This window comes from Microcoleus sp. D3_18_C4 (assembly GCF_036702355.1).
Taxonomy (GTDB): domain Bacteria; phylum Cyanobacteriota; class Cyanobacteriia; order Cyanobacteriales; family Microcoleaceae; genus Microcoleus.
Genome location: NZ_JAUBTF010000078.1, coordinates 26914 through 29159, shown reverse-complemented (window position 1 = coordinate 29159; position 2246 = coordinate 26914). Strand labels below are relative to the sequence as shown.

General features: G+C 51.7%; 1 protein-coding gene. It reads left to right on the top strand.

Annotation, left to right across the window (positions count from 1 at the left end; all coding sequences use genetic code 11):
• Positions 1–52: 52 nt before the first annotated feature.
• On the top strand, positions 53–2246 hold a 2194-nt coding region (locus tag QUA90_RS26800; protein ID WP_333448398.1), incomplete at its 3' end, for an Ig-like domain-containing protein.

Below are 2246 nucleotides of genomic sequence, written 5' to 3'. Positions count from 1 at the left end.
CAAACCTTTTAAGTGGACATACAAGGGTAAAGTCTTGGCTGTTTAATAGTCTGTGTATTTACGCCGAGCTGTACTAGAAACTTTCAGCGATCGGCTAAAACAGTGGGGAAATGCCCTGACAGCAAATGGCGATATCCTACTTTATGGCTGCGATGTAGCCGCCGGAGAAGTTGGAGAAAACTTCGTAAAGCGCCTCAGTGAAATAACAGGGGCAGATGTGGCAGCATCTACCGACAAGACGGGGAATGCAGCACTAGGGGGCGACTGGGAACTGGAAAAAACCACCGGTTCAATTGAAGGCGGACTTGCCTTGTCCAGCGAAGTGATCGCAACCTATGCCGGTGTTTTAGCCACAGCCGTTCAATTTGACCTCACATCAGTATTCGATGGCGATGTCATTATCAACTACACGGGAGGAGTCACAGACACGACACAGAGCGGACTGGATTCCTCGGGGGGAACCCTAATAACTCAGTCCTTTGCCACATTTAAAGCCGGTGCTAATGGGAACGGTTTACCCGACAACGGCTTTTTCGCCACGAATGCTTACCATCCCGACGTTCAGCTAGGCTACAACAACACCAATAACGGCAACAACGCCAAAGTCCTCACAGCTAACGGCACATCCTTTAACTTTGCAGTTACGCCCAATCAGTATTCAGAAGTCCACCTGTTGGCCACCAGTTCCAATGGCGACGCTGGGATGCAGGTGACATTTAACTATAGCGATGGCACTACTGGGACAGCCACAGCCACAGTTCCCGACTGGTTTAACGAAATTACCACTGAATCATTTTCCAGTTACTATCTGATCGACGGAAGGGATAGGAGCTTTGATACAACTGGAACAAGTTATCATGATGCCAACGATGTTGCCCTATTTGGGTTTGGGTTCAATCCTAACCCAGCCAAAACGCTTCAAAGCATTACCGTCACTAAAACGACGGGTTCGTTAACTACTAATTATCTGGGAGTTTTGGGAGCCACAGGTGTTTTAGAGACCACAGCGCCGACAGCCGCCAGTTTCTCCCCCGCAGATAACGCCACTAATATTGCAGTTGCTGCTAATTTAGTTGTCACCTTGAGTGAAGCCGTACAAAAAGGCACTGGCAATATTGTCATCAAGAAAGTCTCTGACAACTCAGTGGTGGAAACTATAAATGTTACCTCCACAAATGTCACCGTTACTGGTAGTACCGTCACCATTAACCCAGTGGCAGATTTAGCGCAAGGTACTGGTTACTACGTTGAAATTGCTGCCGGTGCGATTAAAGACTTAGCTGGTAATAATTATGCCGGCACTACAGGCGCAACAGCCTGGAACTTCACCACCGCTGACACCACACCGCCCACCGTCAGCCTGACTTCGGCCGCCGCCGCCACCGTCACCGCAGCGTTTCCCGTCACCGCCACCTTCAGTGAAAGCACAACCAACTTTATCGCCAGTGATATCACCGTCACCAACGGCACCGTCAGCGGCTTTAGTGGCACCGGCACCACCTACAACTTCACCGTCACCCCCACCGGCCAAGGAACTGTCACGGTTAACGTCCCTACTGGGGTCGCCACCGATGCGGCTGGAAATAACAACACCGCCGCCACCGCCTTAACCCGTACCTTTGACACCACACCGCCCACCGTCAGCCTGACTTCGGCCGCCGCCGCCACCGTCACCGCAGCGTTTCCCGTCACCGCCACCTTCAGTGAAAGCACAACCAACTTTATCGCCAGTGATATCACCGTCACCAACGGCACCGTCAGCGGCTTTAGTGGCACCGGCACCACCTACAACTTCACCGTCACCCCCACAGGGAGTGGCACAGTTACAGTTAACATCCCCGCCAATATAGCTACGGATGCCGCCGGCAACAACAATACAGCGGCCACTGCTTTGACGCGCACGGCTGACACCACAGCCCCCACCGCTGCCAGTTTCACCCCCGCAGACAACGCCACCAGTGTTGCAGTTGCTGCTGATTTAGTTGTCACCTTGAGTGAAGCCGTACAAAAAGGCACTGGCAATATTGTCATCAAGAAAGTCTCTGACAACTCAGTTGTAGAAACCATTGATGTCACCTCAGCCAATGTCACCGTTAGCGGTAGTACAGTCACAGTTAATCCCACAGCGGATTTAGCAGGTGGTACTGATTACTACGTTGAAATTGCCAGCGGTGCAATTAAAGACTCGGCAGGTAACAATTATGCCGGCACTACAGGCGCAACTGCTTGGAATTTCACCACTGCTG